Origin of the sequence: Novosphingobium sp., assembly GCF_036820275.1 — a bacterium.
Taxonomy (GTDB): domain Bacteria; phylum Pseudomonadota; class Alphaproteobacteria; order Sphingomonadales; family Sphingomonadaceae; genus Novosphingobium.
This window is the reverse complement of the sequence record NZ_DAISLT010000018.1, coordinates 66,436-90,998: the sequence shown is the minus strand read 5'-3', so window position 1 is coordinate 90,998 and position 24,563 is coordinate 66,436. Positions and strand designations below refer to the sequence as shown.

Below are 24,563 nucleotides of genomic sequence, written 5' to 3'. Positions count from 1 at the left end.
CGACGGACCATCCGGCCGTCTCCCCTACGCTGCCCCCTTCCCTTTCGTCCCGGCTTGGCGGTCTGCCGACGCAAAGCGCCAAGACAGTTGTCGTCGCGGTGAGCGTCCTGCAAAGAGGAGGCGATGAGCAACTCAAACGATGTAAAACTGCGGGACCTCGTGCGGCGACTGCCCGACTGGATGCGCAAGGACCTGGCCTCGAGCGATGCACCCCGGCGTGAGCGCGCGGAAGATGCCCTCCATGCGATGCTGCTGCCGTTGATGGAGGCCGGGGCGGGCGCTCCATGATGGATTGAAGGCGATGGGGTTCCGAAAGGAGTCCATCTCCGGCGGGATGCCAGCCAGACTCTTCCTGGCTGGTAAGCCGTTCCTCGATGCGGTCACCAGTCGTGGACGGGGAGATCGGCGGCGCGGTCTGCATCGCAGTCGAAGAGCAGGAACTGGAAGCCCCGATCACGTCCGAACGCGATAATTTCCTGGAGATCATCCGGGATCTGCGCTCGGCGGTCATCGGGAAGCGGCCGCGTCGGTACGAACCAGCCATAGACGGAGGCGGCGATGTCGATGGGGCGGTCGCTCGGAGGCCAGCAGGCCCATTTGTCGAGAAGGCCGGCCGTCTGCACCGTCAGATGGGCTGTCGACAGCACGCAGTAGGCGCCGCTTTCGATCGAAGAGACTGAGCGGACCGCCGGGAGGGGCTCCAGGCGCAGGATCTCGGTCGAATAGCTTTCCGAAGGGTGATCGTCGAAATAGGCGGCGAGGACCTCGTCATCTGGCAGTGTATGCGGATCGCGCCTGTCGCCGATCTCCTTCCACCATTCGCGCGCATATTCCGCCATCTCCGCGACAAGAACGTCATGGTTCAGGCCTGCGTAGAAATTGATGCCATGACGGTGCTCGATGATGCCCAGATGCATATCGATCGGCCAGGGCAGCGCACAAACCCTGAGCCCGCTTTCGCTGGCGCCGATCACCCCGGTCAATGTGGCGCGTGCGGCGGCATCGAGGCTGTCCGGCCTCGCCAGGGCGGCGCGCACGCGGGCCAGCAGGGCGACATGTTCGTGCCGAGTGATTTGTGGCCCCGCTGGCCCGGGCGACTTCGCCCCCGCTTGGGCGGCCGTAGTCACGTTGTCTGTCATGTCAGTGCCCGAACCATCTATCCGGATGGCCGGATTATCGGGGTCGGACCAGTCGATGGTGTCGATGACCCACTGCTTCACAAAGGACCAGTCGAAACAGAAGGGGCAGGTCTCCTGGTTCCTGTACCAGGCGGCATCGACCGCATCAATCCAGCCCACGACAATGATGCGCATGGCGCAGGTCCCGATCGCCTCGAACGATGTTCGGATCGCCAGCGCACGAACGAGAGCGTCGGGTTCGGCGGCCGGATGGTCGCGCAGGTCGAGAACCGCTTCCCAGAGGGAGGCGGCCGCTTCGAGATGGGAAAGTGTGTAATGTATCATGTGCATCTTTCCTGGATCAGGCGGCGCGGCGATCGGTGGACCGAGGCGGCGCCAGCTCGGCGGCGCTCAGCGTGTCGATGTGCGGGGCGATGGCATCAAAAGCGGCATTGAGATCGATCGCCGCGACGCGGTGGGACGCGCTTCCCGGGTCATGGTCGAGCCGAAGCGCGATCGGCGCCAACCAGGTGGTCATCTCGGGAAACACCGACTGCAACAGAAGTGCTTCGATGCGCCGCGCCGCGAGGCCGAGCTGGGCGGCAAGACCGAAGGAGATGGCCATATCCCGTTCGAACCAACGATGGGGCGCAATCGTGTCGGCAATGCGCGTGCACGCCGATCGGATCATCGCGATCTGAACATGCAGGATCGCAACACGGTGGCGCCGGTCGGGATCGACGCTTTCCACAGGGACCAGCGCGCGATAGGAATAGAGAGGCGCGCACCCAGCGATGCGGGTGCGGGAAACGATGACATCCATGGGATAATCTCCTGTGGCACGGAAGAGGCAGTCGATCGCCCCGGGTCCGTCGCCCCAGCCCTCCTCCCCTCTCCGCTCCCTGCTCTCCGGCCCGCGTACATGCGCCACGATACGCGTGGGAAATCGGCGGCTATGTCAGGGGAGGCGTAAGTCGCCGGCAGGTTAAGCACGCATCAATCAGCCTGCTACGGAGCTATTCGCCGCATTGTCGTAGAGCGGCTATCGGCGCGCTGCCAGGCGCCTGCGATCCAGATGGCCTCTGTGCATTATTCGAAAACTCACGGTAACATCAGCGATACGAGGACGGTTAAGTCGGCCGGTCTGCAGTCGCGGTCGACTCGGACGCTCCACAGAGCGCCCGGTTTGCGCCCATCCAAGCCGTCCGAACGCAAAATTACGATGCTTGGAAGCGGACCGTCAGAATATGACCGGGTCTGGGACATTTCTGCCGTTTGGATGGGTTAGCCCGGATGGCTGTTTTCAGAATAAGCGGCCATTCTAAGTCTAACTGGTGGGCAACCCGCGGCCATCAGCCGAGCGCGCGCGAGGCAAGATCGGCCGCAGCATCACGCTTCGCCTGTGCGGCCTTCCGTTCGGAATAGCGATCGACGAGTTGCCAAGCGTGAGCGCGGGTCAGGATCGTGAATCGGACCAGTTCCTCCATCACGTCCACGATCCGGTCATAATAGCTCGACGGGCGCATGCGGCCGGCTTCGTCGAACTCCTTGAACGCCATTGCCACGCTCGACTGGTTGGGGATGGTAATCATGCGCATCCAGCGGCCGAGAAGGCGCAGCGTGTTGACCGCGTTGAACGACTGCGAGCCGCCAGACACCTGCATGACCGCGAGGGTGCGACCTTGGGTCGGACGCATGCCGCCGAACTCCAGCGGCAGATGGTCGATCTGCGCCTTCATGATGCCGGTGATCTGGCCGTGTCGCTCGGGGCTGCACCAGACCATGCCTTCGGACCATAGCGCATGCTGCCGGAGTTCGTGGACGGCGGGATGATCGTCGCCCTTCACCTGATCGGGGAGCGGCAGGTCGCTCGGATCGAATATCCGCACCTCTGCGCCGAACAGGATCAGCAGTCGCGACGCTTCCTCGGCTACAAGCCGGCTGAACGAGCGTTCGCGCAGCGACCCATAGAGCAGCAGGATGCGCGGCGGTGGCTGATCGTCGCCCATGCCGGTGCCCGGCCGGGCGATCGCGATGCTGCGATCTAGCGCGGGCAGATGGTCGGGGTCGGTCAGGTCACGAAGGCGAGTCATCCAAGATCCTTGACGAGATAGGTCGCGCGCGGACCACACAGCGACGTGAACTGCGCAGTCGCGGCGATGAACGCCGGCGCGGCATCGCGATCGGCATCGGCGTAGCCGAGCCTGCGGAAGAACTCCCCGGAGCCGCTGGTCAGAAGGTGTAGCCGATCGACCGCGCCATCGGCGACGCCTTCGAGGCGCTCGACCAGCATCCGGCCGTAGCCCTTGCCGCGCCGGGTCGGCAGCACTACCAGCGAGCGGAGCAGCCGGTCAGCGTCGTTGCCTTCCAGACCGATGAACCCGATCAGCCCTTCATCGTCGGACAGGCTGAAGAACATCTGGTCGAGACCGCCGAGATCGTCGGTCGGGAGCTGCGCGGCGCCGAGCGCGAGGCGCAGGACATCATCAGCGTGCCGAGCCTCCGAGAAATAGACCTGGGTCATGCCGTCGCTCTCGCCTCGTACCAGGGCCGCGTCCGCTTCACGATCGAGACGACCGACAGCATCACCGGCACTTCGACCAGCACGCCGACGACGGTCGCCAGCGCCGCTCCCGAGTTGAGCCCGAACAGGCTGATCGCGGCGGCGACGGCCAGCTCGAAAAAGTTGGAGGCGCCGATCAACGCAGCCGGGGCCGCGACGCGCCATGCCACACCGAGCCTACGGCTCAGCCAGTAGGCGAGCCCCGCGTTGAAATAGACCTGAATGAGGATCGGCACCGCGATCAGGGCAATGACCAGCGGATGGGCGATGATCGCCTCACCCTGAAACCCGAACAGCAGAACCAGCGTGGTCAGCAGCGCCAGCAGCGACACCGGCCCAAGCCGAGCCAGCAGCCGGTCCAATGCCTCCTGTCCGCCCGCTCCGATCACGACACTGCGGACGATCTGCGCGACGATGACTGGCACGACGATGTAGAGCATCACCGAGATCAACAGCGTGTCCCACGGCACCGTGATCGACGCGACGCCGAGGAGCAGGCCGACCAGCGGCGCGAAGGCAAAGACCATGATCACGTCGTTCAGCGCGACCTGGCTCAGCGTGTAAGTGGGCTCGCCCTCGCAGAGGTTGGACCAGACGAACACCATCGCCGTACAGGGTGCGGCGGCCAACAGGATCAAACCTGCGATATAGGAGCTGACCTCGCCCGCCGGCAGCAGGGGCCGAAACAGCCAGCCCAGAAACAGCGTGCCGAGCAGCGCCATCGAAAACGGCTTCACCGCCCAGTTGATGAACAGGGTGACGCCGACGCCCTTCCAGTGTTGGCGAACAGAGCCGAGCGCGCGGAGGTCGATCTTGAGCAGCATGGGGATGATCATCAGCCAGATGAGCACCGCGACGACGAGGTTGACCCGCGCCACCTCGGCTGCGGCGATCGCGCCGAACAGGCCCGGCAGCGCGTAGCCGAGCGCGATCCCGACCACGATGCACAGCGCAACCCAGACGCTGAGATAGCGCTCGAATGTGCTGATCCCCGGCTTGGCCGACGCGGCGGTGGTCATGCGCCGATCCTGTTGCCCGCGTCGTCGATGACCTTCTCGCCATCTTCCTTGGTGAAGGCGCCGCGCTGCCGGGCCGGCAGCAGGTCGAGCACCTCTTCCGACGGACGGCACAGCTTCACGCCGAGCGGCGAGACGACGATCGGGCGGTTGATGAGGATCGGATGCTCGATCATCGCGTCGATAAGCCGGTCGTCGCTGAGCGCCGGGTCGCCGAGGCCAAGCTCGGCATAGGGCGTGCCCTTCTCGCGCAACAGCGCGCGAGGCGTGATGCCCATGCGACTGATCAGCGAGACGAGGCGCGAGCGGTTCGGCGGCGTCTTCAGATACTCGATGACGTGCGGCTCGATGCCGGCGTTCTGGATCATCGCCAGCGTGTTGCGCGACGTCCCACACTCGGGGTTGTGATAGATGATGATATCGACGGTCATGGCAGCCTTCAGCAGCAGGGGTTAAGCTCGGCGATCAGCGGCTCGCAAAGCTCCGCCTTGCCGCCGCAGCAATCCTTCACAAGGAACAGGGTCAGCGCCTTCAACTGGTCGAGATCGGCGCGATAGTTGATGATGCGGCTGCGCCGCTCAGACCGGATCAGGCCGGCGCGCGCGAGGGTCGCGAGATGCACCGACATCGTGTTCTGCGGCACGTCGAGCGCCTTGGCGACCTCGCCGGCGGCCAGGCCCTCAGGCTCGTGGCGGACCAACAGGCGAAATGCGTCGAGGCGCGTGCCCTGCGCGAGCGCGCCAAGGGCCGTGATGGCTGAGTCGTTGTCCATATATCCACATTGCTGGATATATGGATTTAATCAAGGAGCATCTGACTTTACCAGAAGCCGGCCTTGGCCGCTCCGTCACGAAAGGCCGGGCCTAGTCAGCACGAGCCCCACAGCAAAATCCTGCACATCCTCGTCGGCAAGCGTTCTCCAGATGGCCAATGTGGCCATAGGAGGAGAACGATCATGGAGACGCCTGAAACAGAACTCACTGCTACCAATCGCCCGGTTTGGAATGCCGGAAGGACCGTGGGTGCAAAGCGGGCTCTGAAACCGAAGCAGATTTGGGAAATCCGTTTCTACCTCAATCAGCACCGTCGGCTGCGAGATCGCGCGCTATTCGATCTGGCGATCGACAGCAAACTTCGCGGCTACGACTTGGTGCAGATGAAGATCGGCGACCTTGTCAGCGGAGGGCAAATCCGAATGCGGGCGATCGTAATGCAGCAGAAAACGAGCCGGCCCGTTCAGTTCGAACTGCTGCCAGATGCTCGAGCGAGCTTGCTGGCATGGCTCGAACAAAGGGGCGGCACGCTGGACGATTATGTGTTTCCGAGCCGAGTTGATCATAATGGGCATCTCAGCACTCGCCAGTATGCTCGGCTCGTCGATGAATGGGTGACAGGGGTCGGCCTCATGCGGAGCGAGTATGGCACCCATTCGCTTCGGCGAACGAAGGCATCGATCATCTACAGGGCGACCGGCAATCTACGGGCAGTCCAGATCCTGCTCGGCCACAGCAAGATCGAGAGTACGGTGCGCTATCTCGGGATCGACGTAGAGGACGCGCTGGCCCTCGCTGAAAATACCGAAATTTGAGTGTTGGCCCCTCACCTAAGGCGAGGGGCCATTTATCGTAGCCACCAGCGGAGCATTCCGCCCACAAGCGCCAACGCGGAAACGCTCGCAGCCCAGATGCCGACGAACCAACCGAGACGGCTCAGCAACAGGCGCATCAGTGATATCCTTCCGTGCCAACCTTGCCCCGGAAGACCCAATAGGACCAGGCCGTGTAGGCAAGGATCATCGGCACCATGATCGCGGCTCCCACCAGCATGAACAACTGGCTGCGGACGGGCGCCGCCGCTTCCCATATCGTCACGCGCGCCGGAACGACATCGGGCCAGATCGAGACGCCAAGCCCGACCAGGCACAGTCCGAAAAGCGAGAGCGCCCAGAAGAACGGCTGCACATCTCGCTTCACGCGGAGGCTGCGATAAAAGAGGAATGTCACGATAAGCGTGGCAAGCGGCACCTGCGCTGTCGCTACCACGCCCGGGAAGCTTAGCCAGCGCTGATAATATTGCGTTTCGAGCCGCAGCGTTGCGAGGCTAATCACGCCGATCATGATGAGCAGGCCGATTCCAAGCCGCCCGGCATAGGTCACCGTCTGCCGCTGCAATCCGCCTTCGGTCTTCCAGTTGAGCCAGCAGGCGCCGAGCAGGGCATAGCCGATCAGCAGGCCGACGCCGGTCAGCAGGCTGAAAGGCGACAGCCATTCCCACCAGCCTCCGGCATAACTGCGCCCCTCGACGGTGATGCCCTGTAGCAGGGCCCCGAGCGCAATGCCTTGCGCAAAGGTGGCGATAACCGACCCTGTCGTGAAGGCCGTGTCCCAGAAAGCACGGTGCGCCGGATCCCGCCAGCGGAACTCAAAGGCCACGCCGCGGAACACGAGTCCCAGCAGCATCGCGATCATCGGCGCGTAAAGCGCGGGAAGGATGATGGCATAGGCCAGCGGAAATGCGGCAAACAGGCCGCCTACGCCCATCACGAGCCAGGTTTCGTTGCCATCCCAGACGGGCGCGATGCTGTTCATCGCAGTGTCGCGGTCCTGCCCGACCTTGAAGAACGGAAACAGGATGCCGATCCCAAGATCGAAGCCGTCCATCACGACATAGGCGATGATCGCAAAGCCGATGATGCAGGCCCAGATGACGGTGAGGCCGATCATGCCGAAGCTCCTTCGATGATAGCCGGTGCGGGCGTGATACCTGCGCTGCGAATGGGCGCGTCGCTCGGCGGGGTTTCATGCGCCTCTGGCGGCTTCTTCATGAGATGAAGCAGATACCAGATGCCCATGCCGAAGACGGTGAAATAGACGATCACGAAGGCCAGCAGCGACGAGGCGACCGCAGGGGCATCGAGCGGCGAAGCGCTCTGGGCGGTCCGGAGCACGCCATAGACCGTGAAAGGTTGCCTCCCGACTTCCGTCACGATCCAGCCGGCCAGCACGGCAATCAGTCCCGACGGCCCCATGAGCACAGCGAAGCGGTGCAACAGCGGCCAGTCGTAGAGCGCTTTACGCCAGCGCGCGATGAGGCTCAGGAGTCCGATCCCGAGCATTGCGAACCCGATGCCGACCATCACGCGGAACGCCCAGAAAACGATGCCGACGGGCGGACGATCAGCTTGCGGCACGGTATCGAGACCTTTCAAGGGCGCATCGAGTTCGTGCTTCAGGATGAGCGAGGATGCCTTGGGTATCTCGATGGCATAATCCACCCGCTGGTTCGCGCTGTCGGGAATGCCGAACAGGATCAAGGGCGCGTCATGCGGATGGCTCTGGAAATGCCCTTCCATCGCCATGACCTTCACCGGCTGATGTTCGAGCGTGTTGAGGCCATGCATGTCGCCCGCGAAAATCTGGATGGGCGCGACGATCGCGGCCATCCACATGGCCATGGAGAACATCTTGCGCGCGCCGGGATTGCTGCGGTCCTTAAGAAGATGCCAGGCACCCACCGCGCCGACGATAAACGCGGTCGTCAGATAGGCGGCAAGGACTGTGTGAAAGAGCCGATAGGGGAAGCTGGGATTGAAGATGATTGTCAGCCAGCTTGGCCCCGGGAGGAACTGGCCGTTGGCGCCGACCTCATAGCCAACGGGCGTTTGCATCCAGCTGTTGACCGACAGGATCCAGAATGCGGAAATAAAAGTCCCCAGCGCGACTGCAAGCGTCGCGACGAAGTGCAGCTTGCGCCCAACCTTGTTGATCCCGAACAGCATGACCCCGAGGAATCCGGCTTCTAGGAAGAAGGCGGTCAGCACCTCATAGGCCATCAGCGGTCCGATGACAGGTCCTGCCTTGTCCGAGAACACCGACCAGTTGGTGCCGAACTGGTAGGACATGACGATGCCCGAGACGACGCCCATCGCGAACACGACGGCGAAGATCTTCAGCCAGTAGCGAAACAGGTTCGCATAGACGCCCTTGCCTGTCTTCAGCCACAGAGCTTCGAGCACGGCCAGATAGCTTGCCAGCCCGATGGAAAAGGCCGGGAAGAGGAAGTGAAAGCTCACCGTGAAGGCGAATTGCGCCCTTGCGAGAATGATGGCGTCCATGAATATCCCTGTTCAGCTGGCGAGTTCGGACCAGCTCTTGAATAGCATGTAGATGGCAACGACGAGCACGAAAACGGCGAAGAGGCTGTTCAACCGGCCCTTTTCGGCGGCCAGCACCTGCGATGCACGCGTGCCGATCACGCTTCCGACAATGCCGCCGACAATAAACACGCCAGCCAGGCCCCAAAGGACATAGCCCGAAAGCGCATAGTTAAGCGCCGTCGTCAGGCCGAAGGCCGCGACCGCGACAAGCGAGGTGCCGATCGCGCGCAGGATGGGCATGTGGGTCGAAGCGATCAGGCCTGGCACGATCAGGAAACCGCCGCCGATCCCGAAGAAGCCGGAAAAGGCACCGGTGCCGAGACCATAGCCGACGACCTTGCCGACATTCTCCCGATTGCACTGCGCGCCCTCGACGCCCTGATCGCCGCGACCGCGAAACATCAGCACCGCCACAACAATCATCAGGATCGCGAACAGGAAGAGCAGCTTGTGCCCGTCGATGCTCTTGCCGAGCGTCGAGCCGCCAAGCGCGCCGACGACGCCGGCGGCAGCATAAATGCCCCCGCATCGCCAGTTGACGGTGCGGGCATGGGCGTGGTTCCAGAGGCCGGCGAGCGCATTGGCCGCGACTGCCAGTGCGCTGGTGCCGATCGCCTCATGCGGATTGCGTATCCCCACAAGATAGAGCAGCAGTGGCACGGCGAGGATCGACCCGCCGCCCCCGACGAGCCCGAGGACAAAGCCCACAAGTGCGCCCGACAGGCCGCCGAGGGCATATTGTAGCGGCTCAAGCATGGTTCAGTGCGCCGCCTTGATCGCGTGCGGCGCGACCATCCATTCCCGGCCCTTGAGCATGCCGTGCCAGTAAACTGGCGGCAGGATCGTATCCTTGAGGAGCCAGGAGAGGCGCGAGGGCCGCGTTCCGTCGATCAGCCAGTTGGGAAAGCTGGGCAGCAATTTCCCGCCATAGCCGAACTCGGCGAGGACGATCTTGCCCGCCTCGACCGTCAGCGGGCAGGAGCCATAGCCGTCATATTCGGCGGCCGGCGGCTTGCCCTCGAGCGCGGCAAGAACATTGACCGCGACGACCGGCGCCTGCTTCCGTGCAGCAGCGGCAGTCTTAGCATTCGAGGCAGAGCAGGCGTCGCCCAATGCAAAGACATTAGGATAGCGCACATGTTGCAGCGTCGCCTCGTTGACCTCGATGAAGCCGGAGGCTGCCGCGAGCGGACTGGTGCGCACGAAATCGGGCGCGACCTGCGGCGGCACGACGTGGATCATGTCAAAGCGCTCCTCGACGAGCCGGGTGCCTTCGCCATCCTTGCGTTCGAACGTCGCCACCTTTGCGCAGCCGTCGATCGCGACGAGCTTCGATTCGAAATTGAGGTGGGTCCCGTAGCGCTCGACATATTCCATCAGCGCCGGAACATAGGCGGCAACGCCGAACAGCACCGCGCCAGCGGTGTGGAACTGGACGTCGATGTCTTGCAGGACGCCCGCCTTTTCCCAGCGATGACAGGAGAGATACATCGCTTTCTGCGGCGCGCCCGCACATTTGATCGGCATCGCCGGTTGGGTGAACAGCGCCCGTCCGCCCCTGAATTCCTTCACCAGTCGGTTGGTGTAGGGCGCCAGATCATAGCCATAGTTGGAGGTCACGCCGTTATGGCCGATTGCATCGGCGAGGCCGGGTATCGCATCCCAGTCCAGTTTGATGCCGGGACAGGCAACGAGAATGCGGTAGCGGACTTCGCTGCCGTCACTGAGGATCACATTGTTTTCATCCGGAGCAAAGCCTGAGGCGGCGGCCCGGATCCAGGCCACTCGGTTGGGCATGACCTGCGCTTCGGTGCGGCGCGTGAAATCCTTGTCGAACACACCCGCGCCAACCATCGTCCAGCCAGGCTGATAGTAATGCACCTCGGAGGGCTCGATGACGGCGATATCAAGCTTGGAATTGCGCTTGAGGAGGCTGGTCGCCGTTGCAATCCCGGCCGCGCCACCGCCGACAATCACAACATCGTGAACGCGGGCGCTAGGTGCCGAAGGGCTTTGCGATGAGACCAATTCATATAATTTCGTTGATCGTGCGCCGGAACGGCAAAAGGCCAGGATTGGTTGAGGGAGGCGCGCAAGCGCATCCGCCATGGCCGCGACATTCGCATCAGTGATCGCCCCGGAGATTGCGGGGACATAAGCAAAGCGCAGGCCCTGTCGTTCGGCAGCTTCACCTATTTGCGCGGCGGCGATCTGGCCCGGTTCCTCATCATCGGGTCGATTGCAGATGATCGCCTTATAGCCTTGGGCGAAGATCGCGGGAATGTCCGCAACATCGACCTGCGGGGAGACAGCGAAATCCCGATTGAGCGGCTTGATGTTCATGGCTTCTCCTCGCTCCCGCTCCGAAGCGGGCGTCTTTTCATTGTGTGGTGATGCGGTGCGCGGTCATGCCGGCGAGCATGGCGACCACGAAAATCCCCGCCTCGAATGGCGCGATGGCAAGGTCGGCGAGTGCGGGGCCGGGACATAGTCCCGCGATCCCCCAACCGATCCCGAACAGCGACGCTCCGCCAAGCAATTTGGCATCTAGTAGGCTTGTGCCAGGCAAGTCGAAGGCTTCGCAGGCGATGGGCTTCGGCATCCGCTTCTGGATCAGCCAGGCGATCGCCATAGGCATCGTCGCACCGGCCATCACGAAGGCGAGAGTAGGGTCCCACGCCCCGAACAGATCGAGGAAAGCGCGCACTCGCGCTGGGTCAGCCATGCCGGACACGGCAAGTCCGGCTCCGAACAGAAGACCGGCAAGCAACGAGATTGCGGGGGCTTTCATTTGCCGTGGCCGCAGGTCGAGAGACCGAGCGGGCGGTACAGCGGACAGAAGCTGATCGCGCTCGTCAAAAGGAGTACGACCGCAAGGATCGCCAAGCCGACACCGAGACCCCCGCTGATCGTCCCGGCCCACCAGAGATAGCCGATCACCAGCGCTACGATCGTGCGCAGCAGCCGGTCGAATGTTCCCATATTCCTCTTCATCCCCAGCCTCCCGATTATCCGTTAATGAATCCGAAAGCGCGCATCAGCCCGACAGTCGCGAAGCCGCTCGTCATGAAGGTCAAGGTGGCGACCATGGATCGGCGCGAGAGTCGGGAAAGACCGCAGACCCCGTGCCCGCTCGTGCATCCCGAACCGTGCCGCGTCCCGAAACCGACGAGCAAACCGGCAATGACCAGTTGCAGGATCGATCCCGTGAAACGCGGCTCGACCCCGCTGGAAGCCAGCGTGACGAGCAGCGCTCCCAGGGGCAGACCAATAACGAAGGCGCGCGCGACGGCGCGCGGCGCGCCCGTATCGGCAATGCCCGACGCTCGGGCGAGCATGCCGCTGACCCCGGCAATGCGACCAAGTCCGAGCAGCATGATTGCTGCAGCAAGCCCGATCAGCAGGCCACCCGCCAAGCCCGCAACGGGCATAGCGCTAGGAAAGCTGGGCAGTATCATATCGCGTTGACCGGGATCTTGAGATACGTGACGCCATTGTCCTCGGCCGGCGGCAAGTGCCCCGCGCGCATGTTCACCTGGACCGAAGGCAGGATCAGGCGCGGCATCGCGAGCGTTTTGTCGCGGGCCTCGCGCATCACGACGAATTCGTCTTCACTTACCCCTTCATGGATATGGACGTTGGCCTTGCGCTCGGCCTCTACGGTCGTTTCCCAGACATAGTCCTTGCGCCCCTCCGGCAGATAATCGTGGCACATGAAGAGCCGCGTCTCCGGCGGCAGCGACAAAAGCCGCATCGCCGACTGATAGAGAGTGCGGGCATCGCCGCCGGGGAAATCAGCGCGCGCCGTGCCATAATCCGGCATGAACATGGTGTCGCCGACAAAGACGGCATCACCGATCACATATGCGATGCAGGCCGGCGTATGCCCCGGCACATGCAGCACGGTGACATCGAGATTGCCGATACGGAAGCGATCGCCGTCCTTCCACAGATGATCGAAGTCCGAGCCGTCGCGCTCGAAGTCGCTGCCTGCATTGAACAGCTTGCCGAAGGTCTGCTGCACGGTGACGATATGTTCGCCGATGGCGATCTTGCCGCCGAGCTTCTGCTGCAAATAGGGTGCGGCCGAGAGGTGATCGGCGTGGGCGTGGGTCTCCAGGTGCCAGTCGACCGACAGGCCCTTCTCCTTGACATAGCCGAGCACCGCATCTGCCGCGGAGAAGGATGTGCGACCCGAAGCCGGATCATAATCCAACACGCTGTCGATGATCGCGGCGCGAAGGCTCTCTGGGTCATGAACGACATAGGTCACCGTGAAAGTCGGCTCGTCGAAAAAGGCCTTGATCTGGGGAATGCCAGCCTGAGCGGCGGAGATTTGCGAGGAGGCTGCAGCCAGCGCGGAGTCGGTCACGGAAAACCTCATAAATTCATATTTACACAAATCATGTAATTGAATAATCTTCTTGCGTCAAGCGGCGAGACTGTCGAAGGAGACGTCATGGAAATCGGTCAAAAAACGGAAAGCTGGCCACCGCGTATCGGAGATATTGCGCCGGACTTCCGCGCCCGCTCGACGGGAGGCGAAATTCAGCTCTCCAAGCTGCGTGGAAGATGGGTGATATTTTTCTCCCATCCGGCGGACTTCACGCCTGTCTGCAGCACGGAATTTGCCGAACTCGCCCGGCGTCAGTCAGAATTTGACGCCCTTGAGACGTCGCTGCTGGGGCTGTCGGTCGACAGCCTGTACTCACACATGGCGTGGGTCCGGGCGATCCGCGAGACACTGAGCGCTGATGTTCGGTTTCCGATAATAGAGGATCCGAGCATGGCGATCGGGCGTGCCTATGGCATGGTCGATGAGCAATCGGCCGACAGTATGGCGATGCGCTCGACTTTCTTCATCGACCCTGAAGGCGTCATCAGAGCGATCACCTGCTATCCCCATAATGTCGGGCGTTCGGTTGATGAGATGCTGCGGATGCTTAAGGCGTTGAAGGCTGTGAGCAATGCCCAAACCCTGGCTCCTGAAGGATGGCGCGAAGGGAAGCCGTTGCTCAGTCCCCCATCCGACCTTGCTGAGGATCGCGAGGACTGGTTCTGCCGCTTCGTGGACGCACCATGACAGCCGCTTTTTATCAGGACCGCGATGTTGCGACCGTTGCGTCCGAAAAGCTCAAGGTTTTTGCGCAACCGCAGCGCCTTATGATTCTGTCTTGCCTGTTGCGCGGTGAGCGCAACGTGTCTGAGATCGGTGAAGCAACGGAGATCGCGCAGCCGGCGCTCAGCCAGCAGCTCGGCGAATTGCGCCGCGCCAATCTTGTTCAAACGCGCAAGGAGGCCAAGCTGGTGTGGTATACACTTGCCGACGAGAGCGTCGCTTTATGTGTCCGAACCATGGAAGCGATTTTCGGGGGGCTGGGTGAGGTCGACGATCTGCGCACACCCTCACATTCGACAAAGCGCGCGCCATCTCCGGAGGGTGTTGCCGGCTTCGCTCAAATTATCGATTAGAATTACATTGTGCCGATCGACATATGATTGGGCCAGTGTGTTCGGGGCGACGACTGACCGTCAGATCCAACCACCGCGATCGACCGCTTTCAGCAGAATAGGACGTCTATCGGCGCGAATGGAATGTCTGGCTTTGGTCGCAACTGGCCGATTGCGGAATGTCGCGTTTGGAGTGGCGTAGGTAAGATAGCTGCCGGTCGCTCGCGCGAAAACCATCCGCGGATCTCAAACCTAGCCGGACGTCAGACTCCGACTTTCGCTTCCCATGGACGGACCGCCTGCTGACGGCGCGTCAAACACAATACGCGGACGTTGATCTTGCGAAGCCTGCAAATCCCAACACCCATGCGCCCATTAAGGCTACGGAGGATGTGTCACGGTGCCTGATTTTGCGGCAGTTGCAGCGTGGGCGCCTGCCCGAGCTCAGACAACTATTCTGCAGACCAAGCGGCCATGCCTCTGAAATACTGCTTCCCAGCACTGGCCTTCCGTAACCTGATGCATGCCGGTTACGGCGCCAGTCGATACGAACTGCCCCTTGCGTAGCGGCATGCCGAGCGCTTGCAGCTGATCGAGGGCAAATTTAAACGCCGTCATCGGCCCGCCCGGAAGCACCGATGCGGCAGCGGTCCTCACGACGCGTCCATGGACAGAACTGCTCACGATGACGTCATCAAGAAGCGGACCGGGTGCCAAGCTGATAATCGGCCCGATGATTTGCCCGGAATTGTTACCGAACGCTGCAATTGAGCCCGTAGAAGGCAGGGCTGCGATATTCGCTACGGAACTGCCTGCCATCTCGATTCCAATGTGAATGGAACCGACCAGTTCTGTCGCGCCTTCGATCGTCCAGCGCGCGATCCGTACCGGCTGGTCGACATCGGCAATGGCGACCAGTTCCGCTTCGAACGCGCCACTTCCACCCGGCACAATGGGAAAGAGGCTCGTTTCGCCATCCCCTGCTCGAACGACGTCGCGCTCGAATACCGGGCCGATGAAGCGATCGACGCCGTAGCGCTCGCTAGAGCTTGCGTCGAGGCGCCCGACCTTCCAGCCAGCGATTGTGTCACCCCACTCCTCGATGGCGCATCGCTGAATGGCATAGGCTGCATCGAGGGTGTCCGGTACGCCCCCTGGAAACATCGGCAAGGCCACGCGCTGTCGCCGCGCTTCGACGAGGGCAGCGGCGATAGTCCGAACGTCGGCGATGGCAGTCATGCTCATCGTGTCCACTCCACCGATAGCGGCAGCACGCGTGACGATCCGCCGACGAAGGCCTTGTACGTCCCGCTCTCGACCTTCCAGCCGTTCGCCGCAGTATCCCATATCCGCAAGTCGGCGTCCGTCAGATCGAACGAGACACGCTGGGTCTGGCGGGGCTTCAGGTCGATGCGCTGGAAACGCTTGAGCTGGCGGTGCGGCTCGTCGGCGGCCCGCGGGAACGCCAGATAGAGCTGTGCGATTTCCGTGCCCGCCACCTTGCCCGTGTTGCGCACGGTGAAGCTGACCCGCCAGCCCTTGTCCGCCTTGGTCAGCTTCATGCCTCCATATGCGAAACTGGTGTAGGACAGGCCATGACCGAAGGGGAATAGCGGTTCGATCGCCTTGTCGTCGTACCAGCGATAGCCGACCAGCAGGTCCTCGCTGTAATGCGCCTCCAGGTTTTTCCCGGGGAACGTCGCGAAGGTCGGGTTGTCCTCGATCCGCCTGGGGAACGTGACCGGCAGCTTCCCCGATGGGTTGGTGCGACCGGTCAAAACGTTCGCCTCGGCATTGCCGACCTCGCCGCCCAGGAACCAGCCCTCGACGATCGCTGAGACCTTGTCCTTCCACGGCATCTCGACCGGCCCGCCGGTGTTGAGCACGACGATGGTGCGCGGGTTCGCCGCCGCGACCGCCTCGACCAGCTTGTCCTGCTCTCCGTAGAGCTTGATGTTGGGGCGGTCGGCCTCCTCGCTTTCCGAGGTCACTGAACTGCCGACGAACACGATCGCCGCATCCGCGCCCTTCGCCGCCGCGACTGCCTGCGCGATCGAGCCGACCGGCTGCTGGATGCCGAGGCGATAGGCCAAGTTCCAGTGCCGGGCGGGCATGAAGTCCATGCGAAACGGATAGCCGCGACCCGCTTCCAGATGCACGCTGGTCCGGCGCTCGCGCCAGCCGAAGCCGCCGAATAGCGGCGAAGGCGAATCAGGCTGCGACGGCGCGATGACCGGCTTGCCGTCCACCCACACGCTCACGTTGCCCCGATCGATCATGCTGAAGTCGTAATCGCCGGTGGTCGGCGGCCAGAAGTAGCCGGTCCACTGCATGACGACCTTGTTCCCGGCGTCCTCCGACAGTTCCGGGCCGAAGTAGAAACGCATGAAGACATCGTCGGTCACCGTGCGCACCGGGGCGCCGTCCATGCTGCCGCTGGTCCACAGCTTCTGCGTCAGCCCCTGTTCGTGGCGGTCGGCGGTGGTCGAGAACATGCGCGGGTCGGCCATCGCCGCGAAGCGATCGTTGGTGACGCCGATGGCGTGGTCGATACGGGCCTCGGGAAGCGCCGCCTTCAGCCCTTCCAGCGGCGTGGTCACGCGGATGGCGGTCACTTCGGAGCTGCCCCCGCCCTGGATCATACGGGCATCGGCGTTCGGGCCGATCACCGCGATCCGCCGGATCTTGGCCGGATCGAGCGGAAGCGCATGGCCGTCGTTCTGGAGCAGGGTAATCGCCTGCTCGGCGGCGGCCAGCGACGTGGCGCGGTGCTGCGCGCTGTCCACCTTGTCCTGCGGGCGCAGCGCCCAGCCGTCCATCCGGCCCGTACGAAGGATCAGGCGCAGCATGCGCGACACCGAATCGTCGAGGGTCGCCATGGACACCTCGCCGCGCCGCACCGCCTCGACCATGTCCTTGCCGAAGAACTTGGCCGGCGCGGGCATCTCGAAGTCCAGCCCGGCATTGATGGCAGGCGCGGTGGAATGGGTTGCGCCCCAGTCCGAGATGACGACGCCGGGATAGTGCCAGTCGCCCTTCAGGACATCGCGCAGGAGCCACTTGTTCTCCGTCGAGTAATGCCCGTTGACCTTGTTGTAGGCGGCCATCACCAACCCGGGATCGGTCTCCTTCACCACCGCCTCGAAGCCGGGGAGATAGACCTCGCGCAGCGCCCGCTGCGATACGATGACGTTGACGGTCTGGCGATCGGTTTCCTGGTTGTTCACTGCCAGGTGCTTGGCGGTTGCCATGACGCCGGTAGACTGGAGGCCCTTGATCCAGCCAACCGCCATGCGGCCGCTGAGATAGGGGTCCTCGGAATAGTATTCGAAGTTGCGTCCGCCGACCGGCACGCGCTGGATATTGAGACCGGGTCCCTGGACGATCGAATAGTCGAGCGCGCGAGCTTCCTCGCCGATGGCTTCACCCACCCGGCTTGCCATTGCGGGGTTCCACGTCGCCGCCATCGCGGAACTGGCCGGGAACGAGGTGGCCTTGTATGTCTCGTTGGCGCGGATGCCATTGGGACCATCGGCCATGCGCACGGCCGGAATGCCCAGACGCGGCACTGCGGCGGTGGCGATGCGCGATCCACCTGCCAGCAGCGAGACCTTTTCCTCCAGCGTAAGTTGCCCAAGGAGGGCCTGCACACGGACGTCGATATCCTGTTCGGACGGCGCGGTCTGCGCGAAGGCCGGCGTCGTCGCCGCAAGCACGATCGGCGTCGAGGCGAACAGCGCCGCCAGCATGGTCGCGCGGCGACGGGACGGGCGAGGACAAGCGATCTGGGACATCAGGATCTTTCTAAGGAGGACATGGCCCGCTGTCAGGCCCGAAACGCGGCCGGTCACCGGAGGCAGCCCGGCGTGTCGCGTCGTACCTTCTGGTATTTGCGGCAAAGATGACGGCGCCCAGGCCGGGAGGAGTTTGCTCCGGGCGCCGTCGTTCGGTCAGAACTTCATGCCTGCCCGAACACCGTAGACCCGCGGCTGCGAGACATAGACACGTCCGGCGCCGTAACCCGAGAACTGAACGGAGTTCTCGATGTTCTTGATGAAGGCGCTCACGTAGTACGCATCATCGGGCGCATTGTACGTGATGTTGGCGTTGCTCTTCATGTAGCTCGGATTGCGGAACTGCGTTCCGTTGCCGAAATACGTCACGTAGTAGTCGTCACTGATCATCGTATCGACATGCGCCGCGACGCCGCCGCCATTCGCCAGCGGGAACGTATGCGTATAGCCTGCAGTGACCACCCAGTCAGGCGAGTTGTCGAGCGGCCGCCCGGCGAAGTCGACCGATGCGGTGGGGCTGTATTCGGTGTAGTGACCATCAAGATAGTTGATGGACAGATCGACGCGGTCGTCTGCGGTCGGGGTCACCGTGAACTGCGTCTCGATGCCCTTGATCGTCGACTTGCCCGCGTTGAGCGTCGTCAGGCCGATCAGTCCGGGCGAACTGAGCTGCATGTTGGTGTAGTCGTAGTAGAAGCCCGCCACGCTGAACGTGATCATGCGGTTCAGCGCCTTGCCCTTCACGCCGATCTCGTAGGCGGTCAGTTCCTCGGGCTTGTAGTACAGATCGACGACGGGGCTGGTGCATCCTGGCGAACCCGCCGCGCAGCCGTCGTTGAAGCCGCCGGCCTTGTAGCCGGTCGAGACGGTGCCATACGTCAGGATGTCGGGCGTGACATCGTATTCCGCGCCGACCTTCCAGGTCAGCTTGGAGTCCGTGCGCGAAGCGTCGTTGATCGAGGAAAGGACGTTGGTGCTCGCACCGATCTCCGAAGATGTCCGATCGTAGATCGTCTCGCCGAGGCGCGACTTCTGGTCGTGCGAGTAGCGCAGGCCGCCGGTCAGGCGCAGGCCCTTGACCACTTCGTACGTCGCCTGGCCGAAAGCGGCCTTGGATTCCGCTTCGACCGGGCCCTGCTGGAAGGTGTACAGCGGGAAGCCCGCATAACCGTGCAGCACTGTGTCCGCGTAGTCGGATTTCTCCTTGAAGTAGTAGAGGCCTGCAACTGCCGTCAGCGGACCGTCACCCGACGTAGCGAGCCGCAGTTCCTGCGAATTCGACTTGTTCTTGGTGTATTGGTACTGCTCGGCGTAGCGGTTCGCGTTATAGTTGACGTACGTGCTGCGCTGGTCCTGATCGAAGATGCGGTAGGAACCGAGGTACGTCAGGTTGACCGGGCCGAAGCCCCACTTCGCCTCGGCCGTCACGCCGTAGATCTTGTTATCCTGATAGGGATCGCTGACGACGGGATAATTGACCGTGCGCGCCTCGCTCGACGAGGGATGCCGGTACACCGGGCTGGTCGTGGTGGCCGCGCCGTAGAAGTTGGCCATGGTGACCGCCTGCGTGCCCGCGCCGCCCTGATGGGTGTAGTCACCCACGATATACAGCTCGCCCTGGTCGTCGCTGCCGAACTTGGCATCGACGCTGAGGCGGCCGGCATATTCGTCCTGGTCCTGGCCGAGCTTGTGATCGCCCACGCCGGTTCCCGCGATCAGGTAGCTGTCATGCTTGTTGTAGGCGCCTGCGGCGCGCACGGCGATGCGGTCGCTCAGCGGGACGTTGACCATCGCATCGACGCGGTAGGTGTCGTAGTTCCCGTATTCGGCATTGACCGCAGCCGCGAACTTGTCGGTCGAGGGACGGTTGGCGATGATGTTGACCACGCCCGCCGTCGCGTTGCGGCCGTAGAGCGTGCCCTGCGGTCCGCGCAGGACCTCGACGCGGCCGATGTCGTAGAATGCACCCGAAAGCATCTGCGGGCGAGCCACGTAGACGCCGTTGAGCATGAAGGCTGCCGAAGGATCGCCCTTTTCCGTGCCGTCGGCGCTCGATACGCCGCGGATGGTCACCTGCAGGCCGTTGGCCTGGTCGATGCGCACGGTCGGAATGACGGTCGCAAGGTTCGATGCATCGGTGATGCCCGCGCTCTTGAGCTGGTCGCCGGTCGCGGCGCTGATCGAAAGTGGCGCCTTCGACAGCAGTTCCGGGCGCTTCTGCGCGGTGACGATGATGTCACCGCCGGTCTGCTCGTCGGCCGCAGCGGGCGCTTCCTGCGCGCTGGCGGGCAGCGTGAACATCAGAGACGTGGCAAGGAACGTGCCTCGCAGATACAATGCAGCCTTCGTCATGGTAACCCTCATGGTAAAGTGAATGGGAGCACCGGTGAGCATCTTGCTTCTCCCGGCACGAAAGTTCCTGCGGCAATCAAGAATTCGGCGATGGTCAGTCCGCGCGCGGTATTTCCAGCGCGGGTCTTGCGATGAGTGAACTCCACCAGTTGTCCGGCAGAGCGGCGATGAAGAGATTTTCGGTGCGATAGTGGGCGATCAGCCATTCCTCGCCGACCTGCTCAAACGTAACGTTGAGACGGCTGGAGCGCAGCAGCGAGCCGCCTGCGACATCGACCCAGGGCTGGAACTGGACCCAGTCGCCGGTGACCCTGCCATCGGCGGCTTCGAGGCTTTCGGTGCACAGGTAATGCGTGTTGAAGACCTGCAGCGGCTCGCGTCGGGTATAGAAGTTCAGAAAATGCGCGGCGATCGCCTCGCGGCCAACCTGGCTGCCGAACTGTGCACCATGCGCACCGCCCACGCCTTCCCAGATCGCTTGGGGCATGAACAGCGCCGCAATCGCCTGCGCCCGCTCCTCCTCGCTCGCCCCGGTCATGAGGCGCGGCACGTCGCACAGGCGCATGTAGCGGCCCAGCGTGCGGCGCGCTCCGGCCTCGGCCTGGAGGAGCGCCACATCCGCGCGCAGCCGGTTCAGTTCCGCCTGCAGTTCGGAAACCTGCGTGATGGCCGCAGCGGCTCCGGACGGTTCAGACATCACGCGCCTCCCGGACGAGCGCGGCGGCGCTGCGCAAGGGTTGCCAGGCCAGCAGCATGGCGACGATGCATACCGCCGCCAGCGACAGGTGGACCTGCGCCGGGTCGTGCAGGACCTTGTCGGTCAGCAGCGCCACCAGGCTCACCCCGCCGGTCTGGCCGATGAGATTGGCGATGAGCAGGAACAGGGCGGTGATCTGTGCCCTCATGCGCGGTAGCACGCTGGTCTGCAGCGACTGCGATGCGTGGACCAGCGGCCAGGGGGAAACGAACAGCGCCAAGGCCGTGCCGATGATCAACAGCGGGCCGCTACCGGCCACGGCAATGATCACCATCGCAGGCACCATGACCAGCATGCCGATCATCGCCGCCCGCAGCGGGGCCTCGCGCCCATATCTGCCCGACAGGCGATCGGCGAGCCAGCCTGCGGTCAGCGTGCCCAGCGGGCAGCAGACCAGGACGAGCGTTCCCGCAGTCAGGCCCAGATGCGCGGCATCCAGTCCGAGCCGGCGCCCGAGCATCGCCGGCAGCCATGCCATGATCGAGAAGAATGCCGCCGCGAGCGCGGTGAACCCGCAATAGTGCCGCACCAGAAAGGCGCGCTGCGGCTTGAGCTGCGCCCAGGCGGCTGCCAGCGAGACGCGATCCGCCGCCGTGTTGCGACGCGGATCGTGCACCGCGAAGAGGATCACCGGCGCAAGCACGAGGCCCGGCAGACCGACGATGACGAACATCTGCTTCCAGACGGCGAGATCGCCGAAGAAGGGCAGACCGGCACCTGGGCGCGAGAGCATCGCGACCAGTCCGCCGCCGAGCAGGTAGGCCGTCGCCGCGCCGAACTGCGATCCCATCGAAAACACCGCGATCGCGCGGCCCAGCATGGCGGGTGCGACGATGTCGGCGATCAACGAATAGGCTGCGGGCGTCAGCGCCGCCTCGCCGACACCGACGAGGATACGGGCGATGAAGATATGGCCATAGCTGTCTGCCAGTCCCGACGCGATCGTCGCCACGCTCCAGCATAGGATGCCCGCACCGATCACTCGGTTGCGACGGAACGTGTCGGAGGCCCACCCCAGCGGCACCCCGGCGACGGCGAAGAACACCGAGAACGCCAGCCCCGTCAGGAAACTGAAGCGCAAGTCGTCGATCTGCAGGTCGGCCTTGATCGGCTCGATCAGCAGGGCGAGGATCTGCCGGTCCACGAACGACAGCAGGTAGACGAGCGTCAGCAGCCCGACGATGAGCCAGGCCCGGCGCGCGTGCGCCTGTGACGCGGCCTGGCGCGGAAATGCCGATGGGGTTGGATCGACTTGCATAAACGCATTGTCCCTGAACTTCGATCAGCCACTGCCGCCCGAAGCCAATGCGCAAGCCACAGGGCGTACGCATTTTGCCATGGTAATTGTCGCGGCCGCCGAAGGGCTTCGATTATCGTGCGCCACTCCTTGCAGCAGCGCCGTATCTGCATACCGTTTTCATGCGGAATTTGATCCATGTCAAACGTAAAATGTCACAAACGGCCAAATACGGTTGCATGAAGAAACATAAGTACGTAAAGTGTATGCACTTAATGAGAGGTGTTCGATGATCACTCCCCTCCTCGAAGATCCCGAAAAAGGCAGCAATGCCGAAGAAGCCTATGCCGAAGTCCTCGGCCGTCTGCGCCTCGGACGAATCGCTCCGGGCGACCGCATCGTGGACAAGGCGCTTGCCCTGGAACTGGGCATGTCGCGCATGCCCGCCCGCGAGGCTCTGCTGCGCCTGGTGCACGAGGGCTACCTTGTCGGATCGACCAGGGGCTTCCGGCTTCCGACCCCCAGCAACGCGGACATCCTAGAGATCTTCGAGATCCGCAAGATGCTTGAACCGCGCGCGGCGGCGATGGCGGTGGTCGAGATGACCGAGCAGCGGCTGGCCACGCTCGAAACGGCCTTCGCAGCGGCTCAGGACGCCTACGAGAGGGACGACATGATGGGCCTGTTCAACGCCAATGTCGCATTTCGCGAGGCATGGCTGGCGATGGTCCCGAACGTGCGCCTCGTGGCGATGATCCATCGGCACTTCGACCAGGTCAACGCGGTCCGGCTCGCCACCCTGCACGACAGGGAAACACGCGCGATCTCGGTGGCGATCGGCAGCACGCTGCTGACCGGCTTCCGCCGCCGCGACTCGCTCTACGTCTACGAGCAGATGCTCAGTTTCATCGAGAACGCGCGGCTGCGCTTCGTCGCGCTCAATCCGTTCGATGAAGATCGCCAGGGGAGTGAATACAAGTGATCGACGAATTCGGCGCCGTGGCCCGGGAGCTCCGCATCGGCGATGGCCCGGTGCGCGTGCTGGTCAAGGACTGCCTCGACATCGCCGGCTATCCGACTTTCCAGGGCAGCGCGGTCATGGCGGATGCCCCGCCGGCGAGCGACGACGCCAATGTCGTCCGCCGCCTGCGCCAGGACGGTTCGCTTACGATCGTGGGCAAGGCCAACATGCACGAGTTCGCCTTCGGCGTGACCGGCGCCAACGCCTGGGCGGGCACGCCCGTCAACCCGCGCTGGCTCGATCGCATCCCCGGCGGCTCGTCGAGCGGCTCGGCCGTCGGCGTCGCGGCGGGCATCGCCGATGTCGCGATCGGCACCGACACTGGCGGCTCGGTCCGAATGCCCGCCGCCTGCTGCGGCGTGGTGGGCTTCAAGCCGAGCTTCGGCCTTGTTAGCCGCGAAGGCGTGCACCCGTGCGCGAGCACGCTCGACTGCGTCGGCGTCTTCGCCGCGCACGTCGGCGAGGTGGAGCGCACGATGGCCACGATCGCCGGTCACTGGACGACCGAGGATGCGCCCGCCACGCTGCGTATCGGCGTGCTCGACGTCGAGGCTGATGACGAAGTCGGCGCCGCATTCGCGGATGCCTTGACCCGACTGGGCGGCGGCGAGACATGCCGCGCCGATTCGTTCGTCGATGCCTTCGACGCCGGGCTCACGGTCATGGGCGCCGAGACCTGGAGCGCGATCGGCGCGCATGTCGATGACCCGGCCATGGGCGAGGACGTTCGCGGCCGGGTTCGCGCGGGCAGCATGGTACGCCCCGAAGACCTGGCCGCAGCCGAAGCCGTGCGCCGCCGTTTCTCCGCCGAGATCGATGCGCTGCTCGGCCGGTTCGACGTGCTGGTCCTGCCGACCCTGCCAGTGGTCCCGCCGACGATCGAGGAAGCCGCCGACCCGCGCACCTGCGTACCGCTCACCCGGCTGGTACGTCCCTTCAATTTGTCCGGCCACCCGGCCGTGACCCTGCCGCTGCTGTCCGATCGCGGGCTGCCGGTCGGCCTGCAGATCGTCGGCCGCATGAACGGCGATGCCCGGCTCTGCGCCTGCGCACGCGAAATCGAGAAGCGGCTCGCCGCCGCAAGCTGAGTTCGAAGAT

The 24,563-nt window shown here is 63.6% G+C and carries 26 protein-coding genes; 6 read left to right on the top strand and 20 right to left on the bottom strand.

Translation table 11 applies throughout. The features are described from left to right. Positions 1-123 precede the first annotated feature (123 nt). The gene (locus V7066_RS15465; RefSeq protein WP_330705269.1) at positions 124-288 is read left to right on the top strand and encodes a hypothetical protein; all 165 of its coding nucleotides are present in this window, start codon (positions 124-126) and stop codon (positions 286-288) included. A 92-nt stretch (positions 289-380) separates the two neighbouring features. On the opposite strand, the gene V7066_RS15460 is transcribed toward V7066_RS15465, so the two are convergent. From V7066_RS15460 to V7066_RS15430, 7 genes are all read right to left on the bottom strand, one after another. Continuing rightward, entirely contained in the window at positions 381-1,463 is a 1,083-nt protein-coding gene (locus V7066_RS15460) for a DUF5983 family protein (protein WP_334183884.1), read from the bottom strand. Between the two features lie 16 nt (positions 1,464-1,479). Further along, positions 1,480-1,941: a hypothetical protein gene (locus V7066_RS15455; protein ID WP_334183883.1), complete on the bottom strand. Its 462-nt coding sequence runs from the start codon at positions 1,939-1,941 to the stop codon at positions 1,480-1,482. A gap of 529 nt (positions 1,942-2,470) precedes the next feature. Then, a complete protein-coding gene (gene arsH / locus V7066_RS15450) occupies positions 2,471-3,211 on the bottom strand; it encodes an arsenical resistance protein ArsH (protein WP_334183882.1) in 741 nt (246 codons plus the stop codon). Further along, entirely contained in the window at positions 3,208-3,642 is a 435-nt protein-coding gene (locus V7066_RS15445) for a GNAT family N-acetyltransferase (protein ID WP_017502972.1), read from the bottom strand. The genes arsH and V7066_RS15445 overlap by 4 nt, the downstream gene beginning before the upstream one ends. Beyond that, on the bottom strand, positions 3,639-4,700 hold the full coding sequence (gene arsB, locus V7066_RS15440; RefSeq protein WP_017502971.1) for an ACR3 family arsenite efflux transporter: 1,062 nt from the start codon (positions 4,698-4,700) through the stop codon (positions 3,639-3,641). Before arsB ends, V7066_RS15445 begins: the two co-directional genes overlap by 4 nt. Next, positions 4,697-5,128 (bottom strand): arsenate reductase (glutaredoxin), encoded by a 432-nt coding sequence (arsC, locus tag V7066_RS15435; RefSeq protein ID WP_017502970.1) that lies wholly within the window; start codon positions 5,126-5,128, stop codon positions 4,697-4,699. Before arsC ends, arsB begins: the two co-directional genes overlap by 4 nt. A gap of 8 nt (positions 5,129-5,136) precedes the next feature. Beyond that, positions 5,137-5,469, bottom strand: coding sequence for an ArsR/SmtB family transcription factor (locus V7066_RS15430; protein ID WP_017502969.1), 333 nt, complete (start codon positions 5,467-5,469; stop codon positions 5,137-5,139). Positions 5,470-5,652: 183 nt separating this feature from the next. Here V7066_RS15430 and V7066_RS15425 point away from each other — a divergent pair, with 183 nt between their 5' ends. Then, complete coding sequence (locus V7066_RS15425) at positions 5,653-6,285, top strand: tyrosine-type recombinase/integrase (RefSeq protein WP_334183881.1); 633 nt, start codon at positions 5,653-5,655, stop codon at positions 6,283-6,285. 136 nt (positions 6,286-6,421) lie between these two features. Here V7066_RS15425 and cydB read toward each other — a convergent pair whose 3' ends face one another. Genes cydB through V7066_RS15385 form a run of 8 tightly spaced genes read right to left on the bottom strand, consistent with a single transcriptional unit; the run spans position 6,422 to position 13,225 of the window. Beyond that, positions 6,422-7,420, bottom strand: a complete 999-nt coding sequence (gene cydB / locus V7066_RS15420) for a cytochrome d ubiquinol oxidase subunit II (RefSeq protein ID WP_334183880.1) — start codon at positions 7,418-7,420, stop codon at positions 6,422-6,424. Further along, on the bottom strand, positions 7,417-8,811 hold the full coding sequence (locus tag V7066_RS15415; RefSeq protein ID WP_334183879.1) for a cytochrome ubiquinol oxidase subunit I: 1,395 nt from the start codon (positions 8,809-8,811) through the stop codon (positions 7,417-7,419). The genes cydB and V7066_RS15415 overlap by 4 nt, the downstream gene beginning before the upstream one ends. A 12-nt stretch (positions 8,812-8,823) precedes the next feature. After that, on the bottom strand, positions 8,824-9,609 hold the full coding sequence (locus V7066_RS15410; RefSeq protein ID WP_017502964.1) for a sulfite exporter TauE/SafE family protein: 786 nt from the start codon (positions 9,607-9,609) through the stop codon (positions 8,824-8,826). Positions 9,610-9,612: 3 nt separating this feature from the next. Continuing rightward, entirely contained in the window at positions 9,613-11,196 is a 1,584-nt protein-coding gene (locus V7066_RS15405; protein ID WP_334183878.1) for a TIGR01244 family sulfur transferase, read from the bottom strand. 37 nt (positions 11,197-11,233) lie between these two features. Next, a complete protein-coding gene (locus V7066_RS15400) occupies positions 11,234-11,644 on the bottom strand; it encodes a DUF6691 family protein (protein ID WP_334183877.1) in 411 nt (136 codons plus the stop codon). Further along, positions 11,641-11,847: a YgaP family membrane protein gene (locus tag V7066_RS15395; RefSeq protein WP_334183876.1), complete on the bottom strand. Its 207-nt coding sequence runs from the start codon at positions 11,845-11,847 to the stop codon at positions 11,641-11,643. Before V7066_RS15395 ends, V7066_RS15400 begins: the two co-directional genes overlap by 4 nt. A gap of 14 nt (positions 11,848-11,861) precedes the next feature. After that, the gene (locus V7066_RS15390) at positions 11,862-12,311 is read right to left on the bottom strand and encodes a YeeE/YedE family protein (protein WP_334183875.1); all 450 of its coding nucleotides are present in this window, start codon (positions 12,309-12,311) and stop codon (positions 11,862-11,864) included. After that, complete coding sequence (locus V7066_RS15385; RefSeq protein ID WP_334183874.1) at positions 12,308-13,225, bottom strand: MBL fold metallo-hydrolase; 918 nt, start codon at positions 13,223-13,225, stop codon at positions 12,308-12,310. The genes V7066_RS15390 and V7066_RS15385 overlap by 4 nt, the downstream gene beginning before the upstream one ends. An 87-nt stretch (positions 13,226-13,312) precedes the next feature. Between V7066_RS15385 and V7066_RS15380 the strand changes: the two genes are divergently transcribed. Then, the gene (locus V7066_RS15380) at positions 13,313-13,936 is read left to right on the top strand and encodes a peroxiredoxin (RefSeq protein ID WP_334183873.1); all 624 of its coding nucleotides are present in this window, start codon (positions 13,313-13,315) and stop codon (positions 13,934-13,936) included. Then, entirely contained in the window at positions 13,933-14,325 is a 393-nt protein-coding gene (locus V7066_RS15375; protein WP_334183872.1) for an ArsR/SmtB family transcription factor, read from the top strand. The genes V7066_RS15380 and V7066_RS15375 overlap by 4 nt, the downstream gene beginning before the upstream one ends. 423 nt (positions 14,326-14,748) lie before the next feature. Here the strand turns inward: V7066_RS15375 and V7066_RS15370 are convergent, their stop codons facing one another. The 5 genes from V7066_RS15370 to V7066_RS15350 form a co-directional block, all read right to left on the bottom strand. Next, positions 14,749-15,549 carry a 2-keto-4-pentenoate hydratase gene (locus V7066_RS15370; protein WP_334183871.1) on the bottom strand — a complete coding sequence of 267 codons (801 nt, stop codon included), beginning with the start codon at positions 15,547-15,549 and terminating at the stop codon, positions 14,749-14,751. Beyond that, positions 15,546-18,098: a beta-glucosidase H gene (locus V7066_RS15365; RefSeq protein WP_334183870.1), complete on the bottom strand. Its 2,553-nt coding sequence runs from the start codon at positions 18,096-18,098 to the stop codon at positions 15,546-15,548. The genes V7066_RS15370 and V7066_RS15365 overlap by 4 nt, the downstream gene beginning before the upstream one ends. 156 nt (positions 18,099-18,254) lie before the next feature. Beyond that, positions 18,255-20,450: a TonB-dependent receptor gene (locus V7066_RS15360; RefSeq protein WP_334183869.1), complete on the bottom strand. Its 2,196-nt coding sequence runs from the start codon at positions 20,448-20,450 to the stop codon at positions 18,255-18,257. Between the two features lie 94 nt (positions 20,451-20,544). Further along, entirely contained in the window at positions 20,545-21,147 is a 603-nt protein-coding gene (locus V7066_RS15355; RefSeq protein ID WP_334183868.1) for a nuclear transport factor 2 family protein, read from the bottom strand. After that, positions 21,140-22,465, bottom strand: coding sequence for a spinster family MFS transporter (locus tag V7066_RS15350; RefSeq protein ID WP_334183867.1), 1,326 nt, complete (start codon positions 22,463-22,465; stop codon positions 21,140-21,142). Before V7066_RS15350 ends, V7066_RS15355 begins: the two co-directional genes overlap by 8 nt. 268 nt (positions 22,466-22,733) lie before the next feature. On the opposite strand from V7066_RS15350, the gene V7066_RS15345 reads away from it, so the two are divergent. Together V7066_RS15345 and V7066_RS15340 are read left to right on the top strand one after the other, a co-directional pair. Beyond that, complete coding sequence (locus tag V7066_RS15345; RefSeq protein WP_334183866.1) at positions 22,734-23,426, top strand: GntR family transcriptional regulator; 693 nt, start codon at positions 22,734-22,736, stop codon at positions 23,424-23,426. Further along, positions 23,423-24,553: an amidase gene (locus tag V7066_RS15340; RefSeq protein WP_334183865.1), complete on the top strand. Its 1,131-nt coding sequence runs from the start codon at positions 23,423-23,425 to the stop codon at positions 24,551-24,553. The genes V7066_RS15345 and V7066_RS15340 overlap by 4 nt, the downstream gene beginning before the upstream one ends. Positions 24,554-24,563: the final 10 nt, after the last annotated feature.

What these genes read in the sequence shown, in the direction of transcription:
- V7066_RS15465 (WP_330705269.1), top strand. Translation starts at nt 124, where the DNA reads ATGAGCAACTCAAACGATGTAAAACTGCGGGACCTCGTGCGGCGACTG.
- V7066_RS15460 (WP_334183884.1), bottom strand. Translation starts at nt 1,463, where the DNA reads ATGATACATTACACACTTTCCCATCTCGAAGCGGCCGCCTCCCTCTGG.
- V7066_RS15455 (WP_334183883.1), bottom strand. Translation starts at nt 1,941, where the DNA reads ATGGATGTCATCGTTTCCCGCACCCGCATCGCTGGGTGCGCGCCTCTC.
- arsH (WP_334183882.1), bottom strand. Translation starts at nt 3,211, where the DNA reads ATGACTCGCCTTCGTGACCTGACCGACCCCGACCATCTGCCCGCGCTA.
- V7066_RS15445 (WP_017502972.1), bottom strand. Translation starts at nt 3,642, where the DNA reads ATGACCCAGGTCTATTTCTCGGAGGCTCGGCACGCTGATGATGTCCTG.
- arsB (WP_017502971.1), bottom strand. Translation starts at nt 4,700, where the DNA reads ATGACCACCGCCGCGTCGGCCAAGCCGGGGATCAGCACATTCGAGCGC.
- arsC (WP_017502970.1), bottom strand. Translation starts at nt 5,128, where the DNA reads ATGACCGTCGATATCATCATCTATCACAACCCCGAGTGTGGGACGTCG.
- V7066_RS15430 (WP_017502969.1), bottom strand. Translation starts at nt 5,469, where the DNA reads ATGGACAACGACTCAGCCATCACGGCCCTTGGCGCGCTCGCGCAGGGC.
- V7066_RS15425 (WP_334183881.1), top strand. Translation starts at nt 5,653, where the DNA reads ATGGAGACGCCTGAAACAGAACTCACTGCTACCAATCGCCCGGTTTGG.
- cydB (WP_334183880.1), bottom strand. Translation starts at nt 7,420, where the DNA reads ATGATCGGCCTCACCGTCATCTGGGCCTGCATCATCGGCTTTGCGATC.
- V7066_RS15415 (WP_334183879.1), bottom strand. Translation starts at nt 8,811, where the DNA reads ATGGACGCCATCATTCTCGCAAGGGCGCAATTCGCCTTCACGGTGAGC.
- V7066_RS15410 (WP_017502964.1), bottom strand. Translation starts at nt 9,609, where the DNA reads ATGCTTGAGCCGCTACAATATGCCCTCGGCGGCCTGTCGGGCGCACTT.
- V7066_RS15405 (WP_334183878.1), bottom strand. Translation starts at nt 11,196, where the DNA reads ATGAACATCAAGCCGCTCAATCGGGATTTCGCTGTCTCCCCGCAGGTC.
- V7066_RS15400 (WP_334183877.1), bottom strand. Translation starts at nt 11,644, where the DNA reads ATGAAAGCCCCCGCAATCTCGTTGCTTGCCGGTCTTCTGTTCGGAGCC.
- V7066_RS15395 (WP_334183876.1), bottom strand. Translation starts at nt 11,847, where the DNA reads ATGAAGAGGAATATGGGAACATTCGACCGGCTGCTGCGCACGATCGTA.
- V7066_RS15390 (WP_334183875.1), bottom strand. Translation starts at nt 12,311, where the DNA reads ATGATACTGCCCAGCTTTCCTAGCGCTATGCCCGTTGCGGGCTTGGCG.
- V7066_RS15380 (WP_334183873.1), top strand. Translation starts at nt 13,313, where the DNA reads ATGGAAATCGGTCAAAAAACGGAAAGCTGGCCACCGCGTATCGGAGAT.
- V7066_RS15375 (WP_334183872.1), top strand. Translation starts at nt 13,933, where the DNA reads ATGACAGCCGCTTTTTATCAGGACCGCGATGTTGCGACCGTTGCGTCC.
- V7066_RS15370 (WP_334183871.1), bottom strand. Translation starts at nt 15,549, where the DNA reads ATGAGCATGACTGCCATCGCCGACGTTCGGACTATCGCCGCTGCCCTC.
- V7066_RS15365 (WP_334183870.1), bottom strand. Translation starts at nt 18,098, where the DNA reads ATGTCCCAGATCGCTTGTCCTCGCCCGTCCCGTCGCCGCGCGACCATG.
- V7066_RS15360 (WP_334183869.1), bottom strand. Translation starts at nt 20,450, where the DNA reads ATGACGAAGGCTGCATTGTATCTGCGAGGCACGTTCCTTGCCACGTCT.
- V7066_RS15355 (WP_334183868.1), bottom strand. Translation starts at nt 21,147, where the DNA reads ATGTCTGAACCGTCCGGAGCCGCTGCGGCCATCACGCAGGTTTCCGAA.
- V7066_RS15350 (WP_334183867.1), bottom strand. Translation starts at nt 22,465, where the DNA reads ATGCAAGTCGATCCAACCCCATCGGCATTTCCGCGCCAGGCCGCGTCA.
- V7066_RS15345 (WP_334183866.1), top strand. Translation starts at nt 22,734, where the DNA reads ATGATCACTCCCCTCCTCGAAGATCCCGAAAAAGGCAGCAATGCCGAA.